At 59.7% G+C, this 6050-nt stretch carries 6 protein-coding genes; 4 read left to right on the forward strand and 2 right to left on the reverse strand.

The features are described 5' to 3' along the window. Both sucD and sucC read right to left on the reverse strand, forming a co-directional pair. A partial coding sequence (sucD, locus tag Q0288_RS08370; RefSeq protein WP_299429439.1) for a succinate--CoA ligase subunit alpha occupies window positions 1-853 on the reverse strand: 853 nt, incomplete at its 3' end. Next, on the reverse strand, window positions 850-1986 hold the full coding sequence (sucC, locus tag Q0288_RS08375) for an ADP-forming succinate--CoA ligase subunit beta (protein WP_299429440.1): 1137 nt from the start codon (window positions 1984-1986) through the stop codon (window positions 850-852). The genes sucD and sucC, both read right to left, overlap by 4 nt. Window positions 1987-2307: 321 nt before the next feature. On the opposite strand from sucC, the gene Q0288_RS08380 reads away from it, so the two are divergent. The 4 genes from Q0288_RS08380 to Q0288_RS08395 all read left to right on the forward strand — a co-directional run bounded on the left by Q0288_RS08380 (window position 2308) and on the right by Q0288_RS08395 (window position 5793). Continuing rightward, window positions 2308-3405, forward strand: coding sequence for a VanW family protein (locus tag Q0288_RS08380; RefSeq protein ID WP_299429441.1), 1098 nt, complete (start codon window positions 2308-2310; stop codon window positions 3403-3405). Window positions 3406-3979: 574 nt separating this feature from the next. Then, window positions 3980-4627, forward strand: a complete 648-nt coding sequence (locus tag Q0288_RS08385) for a hypothetical protein (RefSeq protein WP_299429442.1) — start codon at window positions 3980-3982, stop codon at window positions 4625-4627. A 144-nt stretch (window positions 4628-4771) separates the two neighbouring features. Continuing rightward, the gene (locus tag Q0288_RS08390; RefSeq protein WP_366914737.1) at window positions 4772-4900 is read left to right on the forward strand and encodes a DUF5668 domain-containing protein; all 129 of its coding nucleotides are present in this window, start codon (window positions 4772-4774) and stop codon (window positions 4898-4900) included. Between the two features lie 8 nt (window positions 4901-4908). After that, window positions 4909-5793: a DUF5668 domain-containing protein gene (locus tag Q0288_RS08395; RefSeq protein ID WP_299429444.1), complete on the forward strand. Its 885-nt coding sequence runs from the start codon at window positions 4909-4911 to the stop codon at window positions 5791-5793. Window positions 5794-6050: the final 257 nt, after the last annotated feature.

A 6050-nucleotide genomic window follows, 5' to 3' on the forward strand; every position in this document is an offset into this window, starting at 1 on the left:
CATATTCGACAATCTCGTCAATGGTTTCGGCGACCGGCACTTCGGCCACGGCAAAGGCGGCCAGCTTGCTCTCGGGGGTGCCTACATTGCCCATGATGATGGCCCCAGCATGGCCCATCTTTTTGCCCTTGGGTGCGCTGCGTCCACCGATAAAGCCCACCACCGGCTTCTTCATGTGCTCTTTGATGAAAGCAGCGGCATCTTCCTCATCCGAACCGCCAATCTCGCCGCAGACCACCACGGCATGGGTTTCGGGGTCGTCGTTGAACATGGGCAACAGGTCTTTGAAGGTCGAGCCAATGATGGGGTCGCCTCCGATACCCACGCAGGTCGAGATACCATAACCCGCATCCGATAGGGCCTTGGCGGTTTCATAGGTCACCGTGCCCGAGCGGGAAATTAGCCCCACGCGGCCCTTTTTGAAGACGCTGGCCGGCATGATGCCCAGTTTGCACTCTCCGGGGGTAATCAGGCCGGGGCAGTTGCCGCCAATTAATCGCACGTTGCCCAGGGCCTTGATTTCGGCTACGGCTTTCACCATATCCATGGTGGGAATGCCCTCAGTAATAAGCACTACCAGCGGAATCCCTGCGTTAGCGGCCTCGAGGGCGGCATCGGCTGCACCCGGCGCAGGCACAAAGATGATGGAAGCATCAATATGGTGGTGCACCGCGGCTTCCTTGACCGTATCGTAGACCGGCACGCCCAGGGTGGTCTGTCCGCCTTTGCCCGGAGTAACTCCGGCCACCACCCGGGTGCCCGCTTTCATCATGGCCTCGGCGTGGAAGGCCCCTTCGCGTCCGGTTATACCCTGGACAATTACACTGGTATGTTTGTTGACCAGGATGCTCACTTGGTACCTCCGGTCATCGAAATAATGGCTTTGGCTGCTTCTACCGAGGTGGGATACATATAGACCGGGCGGCCCTTTAGCAGCGCCTTGGCCTCGGCCTCGGCGGTTCCAGCCACCCGCATGGCTACTGGTTTGGTCAGGATTCCCTCATCCATGGCCCGGATCACCCCCTTGGCTACCTCGTCGGAACGGGTGATGCCCCCGAAAATATTGATGAAAACCCCCGTGACGTCGGGGTCTTTGAGTACCACCTTGAGAGCATTGTAAACAGTATCGGCCTTGGCTCCACCGCCAATATCCAGGAAGTTGGCAGCCTTCCCCCCGGTTCGCTGCACCAGGTCGAGGGTGTACATCACCAGCCCGGCACCGTTGCCAATCACGCCCACACTGCCATCCAGCTTGACATAGCTAAAGCCGTAGTTAGAGGCTTCGACCTCGAGGGGATGCTCGGCTTCGAACTCGCGTAGCGGGGTGAGGTCGGGATGGCGGTACAGTGCATTGTCGTCCAGCACGATTTTGGCATCGGCAGCCACCACCTCGCCGGTATCGGTGATGACCAGCGGGTTAATCTCGGCGGTGGAGGCATCAATGCCCACATAGGCCTGATAGAGCTTGACCAGCAGATCGGCCAGCTTGTTGAGGTTGCCTTCCATGCCTGCCCGTTTGACCAGTTCCCGCGCTTCAAACGGACGCAGGCCCGTCTGGGGGTTGATGGGGTATTTGATCAGGGCATAGGGGCGGGTCGCGGCCACTTCTTCGATGTCCATGCCCCCTTCCTTGGAGAGCATCAACACCACCCGCTGGGTTACCCGATCCAGAATCATGCCGGCGTAATACTCCCTGGCGATGTTGATACCTTTGGCTACCAGTACCTTTTTGGTGATGAAGCCCTTGATGTTCAAACCCAGAATCTGGGCCGCTTTTTCACGGGCCTCTTCGGGGTTCCTGGCGAGCTTTACTCCACCGGCTTTGCCGCGCCCGCCGGTGTGTACCTGGGCTTTGATCACCACCAGATCGCCATACTCAGTTGCAATCTGCTTGGCTTCATCGGCGGTAAATGCGACTTTGCCAGGGGGAACCGGGATGCCGTACTTGGCGAGGATGTCTTTGGCCTGATATTCGTGTAGATTCACGCTTGCCTCCAGGGTTCTGGGTCTAAATCTGTGGGTGTGGGCACCCTTTTTGACGCTAGCCATTATATGTACTTTCTCCCCAGACCGAAACGCTACACCTGCATCTGGGCCGGATATAGCTGCTGCTATAGCGGATTCGATTGACCCGTACTGCCGAATTGGTTCTGCCGCGCAAGAGTCTGGGTCGGCCAGCCAGCCTTACGAGGGGGCATATCCCTCGAGGCACAAGCAGCGCCTACGGTCTGGTAATGTCCCGGTAATCGTCGGAAGCTAGCCTGGGGGTGTGGAAGAGCCGTTCCTCACCATCGGGGGTAGAGTTGTATGCGTGCACTTGTTCCTTTGCTCTGGTTGCTTTCCCTGGCTCTGGCCGGGCCAGTAGCCGTCCTGGTGGTGGACGAGCGGGTACTGGAGGGTGGCTCGGTGGTGCGCTACACCGGAGTCCAGCGCTTCCCCATCGCTAGCGAGGCCGAATTACAACCCCTGCTGCGCCGACTCAGCCGACCGCCCAGCCCGGCGCGATTCATTTATGACCGCCGGAGGGGCTGGATTGCCGTGCAGAAGTTTGGCTACCGCTTCGACCTCGAGGCGGTTCGACGGGCCTACAGAGCGGCAGTTGAGCTGGGCAGGCGGGAGTTTGTTCTGCCGGTAGTGGTACAAGAACCACAGCCCAGTGTTGAAGACCTGGCCAGAAGTGGAATCGTAGAGCTATTTGGTGAGGCCCGTATTGGCTTTGCAGGCTCGGTTCCGAGCCGTATTCACAATATCCGACTGGCCTCCTCCAAACTCGACTCCATCCAGATTCTGCGCGGAGCGGTATTTTCCTTCAACCGTTCACTGGGGCCAGTAACGCTGGCTGCCGGATACCAGAGGGCCTGGGTGATTGTCAGTGACCGAACCGTCTGGGGGGTGGGGGGCGGGGTCTGCCATGTCTCGTCTACTCTGTTCAGGGCGGCTTATTTTGCGGGTCTGCCCATTCTCGAGCGTCATCCCCATAGCTACCAGATCGGTTTTTACCGTCCCACAGGCCTGGATGCTGCGGTGGCTCCTGGCAGAGACCTGCGTTTCCGAAACGATACCCCTGCCGACCTGCTGATTCAGGCCTCTATCCAGGAGCAGGCGCTGGTGTTTCGCCTTTTTGGCAGGCGCGATCGGGACGCGCAGTGGCGCGGGCCGGTAATGGTCTGGCGCAGCCCACCCCTGCCCGCCCGGTTTATCTACGATCCCACCCTACCCCCGGGCAGGCGCAGGCAAATTGATTTTGCCGCTGAGGGTGCGCTGGTGCGTATATATCGCACAGTGCGGCTGCACACGGGCGAGATCCGGCAGGACGTGCTGGTAAGCCGTTACCGGCCCTGGGGAGCAGTGTTTCTGGTAGGCCCTGGCAGTGGATCAACCTTACAGAACCCGGCTGGAAAATGAACACCAGACTTCGCCTGGCTGGGCCAATAATTGCGCTTGATCCTCCCCAGGGTGAGTATCTGCAACCCATGCGCCATGTCCCCGCCCTGCAGCCTCAGCAGCTCGAAGTGAGGGAGGATTTGTTTGACCCCTCGGTGGCAAAAGCGGCGTTGCCGCGAGGGGAACCGGGGTGCCCGACTGGCTGGTGAGTTCTGATGCCATCAAGGATGGTTGGGCAAATCATGTGGGACTTGCCAGATTCCGAATAGAGTACCTGCGCAGGGTGTCATTGCTTGATTTACAAGAAAAAAGGAACCCGATGGAGAGTGTTTCAGGGCATGGTGGTAATGCCCTGGTAATAGGAGGGGGGATACTGGGATGCAGAAAGGAGTGAAATTGCGCCGGTAAGCTAGATAAATCGTTTTTTGCGGTAAATGCGGGTCGGGCGCAATTCCCGAGTGAATACCAGTCCACTCATGGCCCAAGGCACAAGCGGAAACCACTTGGGATTTATGAAAGCCATGGAATCCTGATATGACCACGAAGATGGAAAAGTATCTTGAATGGTTCGTAACCAGAAATCGGTGGGGTGCTTATGACAACCAACTCACAGACCTGGGGCTGGGTACTGGTGGCTCTTGGTGTCTTATTTTTACTTCAGAACATGGGGCTTCAGATCGCTGGCTGGATCTGGGGGGGCATGATTCTGGCAGCGGGGGCAGGCTTTATCTGGTACTTCCAGCATGACCGTAGCCAGTGGTGGCCGCTTATACCCGGCTTCACCCTGTTGGGCCTGGGTACCTTGATCCTGTTTGAACCCATTTTGGGCGGCAACCTCGGAGGCGGCATCTTTTTGGCCGCGATTGGCCTGGGCTTTGTGGCGGTTTACTTTGTCCGGCCCGGCAACTGGTGGGCCTTGATTCCCGGAGGCACGCTCCTGACCCTGGGAGTGGTTGCGGGCTCGGGGGCGCAGGATAATGCGGGTGGGGTGCTGTTCTTCACAGGGCTGGCCATCACCTTTGGCGTGGTTTTTTTGGTAGGGCAGCGCTGGGCAGTATTCCCGGCTTTGGCTTGCTTAGCCCTGACCCTGGTTACCGCTACTGCGTTGCAGGGTCTGGGAGGCTACATCTTCCCGCTGGCCTTGCTGGCCGCAGGGGTTTATCTGCTGATGCGACGTGGGGGGCCGGGCGCAGGGGCGAACCCATCGGAAGGCCAGTTCCAGGCGAAGGAGGGAGAGCAATAAACGCACCTCGAGACCGCCCCGGACAGTCCCAACCCCGATCTGGAGCAGACCCTGCGCGAGGGCGCACAAAACCTGCAAGGGCGGGCCCGGGAGGTTTCCGAGCGCATACGGGGAGGCCAGGAATCCCAACTGCTGGGGTGGGCTTTGGTCGTGGCCGGGATCTGGTTTTTACTGCGGCAACTGGGCTGGATTGAGGTGGATGAGGATGTGATATTTCCGTTGCTACTGATTGGGATTGGGGTGCTGGTGTTGCTGCGCAAGGCCGGAAGGTAGGTGGGGTTATGGTGAAAAAAACCGCTCCAGGTGGACGGTGGGGAATCGCCCTGATTGCGATTGGGCTTTTGTGGCTCTTCACCAGTTTGGGCTGGTTGTCATGGGATTTCTGGGCCGTTTTGTGGTTGCTGTGGCCCCTGGTGCTGATCTTGTTTGGACTCAGCTTTCTGTTGCGGGATAATCCCCAGCGCATCCCGGTGCTCATGGCGGTGGGGCTGGTCGGCGGGGGATTGCTCTGGATGTGGCATGCGCGGACAGGGGCGCAGGGTGCTTTGGAGCAGATATCCATCCCGTTGGGCCAGGTGGATCAGGCGCAAATCCGGCTTGCACCAGGGGTGGGGAGGCTCGAGATTTCTGCGCTGGAAGAGGGTTCTGCCAGCCTGATTCAGGGGCAGATACGGCTGTTGCGGGGGGAGCGCCTGGAGCGCCGCAGCGATGTGCAGGGTGGCGTGGCAATGGTGGCCCTGGAGGCTCGAGGTCGCAGCAGTGGATCTATGCGCAACCGAGAAGGCTGGGAACTCAGTCTCTCGCCCAGGGCCGATCTGCGCCTGAATGTGAACACGGGGGTCGGGGAAACCTTGCTCAACCTGCGCAACCTCCGGATGAGCAGTCTGGAGGTGAGCAGTGGGGTGGGGCGGGTGCAGATTGAACTGCCCGAGCGGGGCATTTACCGGGCCAGGATTGAGGGCGGGGTGGGTGAACTGGACATACGTATCCCGCAAAATGTTGCAGTGCGGCTGGAAGCCAGAACCGGCCTGGGCGGGCTGGAAGTGCCCGACGGCCTGCTCAAGAAAGGCGATAACCGCTACGAAAGCCCCGATTATGCCCGCGCGGCCCATAGGGCTGACCTCGAGGTGAGGGGAGGGGTGGGGCGGGTGGTGCTCCGCAAGTAGCAGGGGCGAGCAAGACCTGTTCTACGACGGGGGCGCGTTTTCAAGGCCACCGGACGTACCCCTGATGTGAGACCCACGGTTTGGACAGCAGGCCGGAGGGCATCACCGCTCGGCTTTGGAGGCCGGGTGGTCGCTTTCCTCGGTCTGGAGCTTTCCGAAGAGCAGGCGGCCAATCTGGGTCTGGATGGACTGGGTGATGACCACCCCTACTTCCTTGCCTTTGAAGGGGAGGGCATCGTCAACCACGACCAAGATCG

The organism is uncultured Meiothermus sp. (assembly GCF_937863175.1).
Lineage (GTDB): Bacteria > Deinococcota > Deinococci > Deinococcales > Thermaceae > Meiothermus.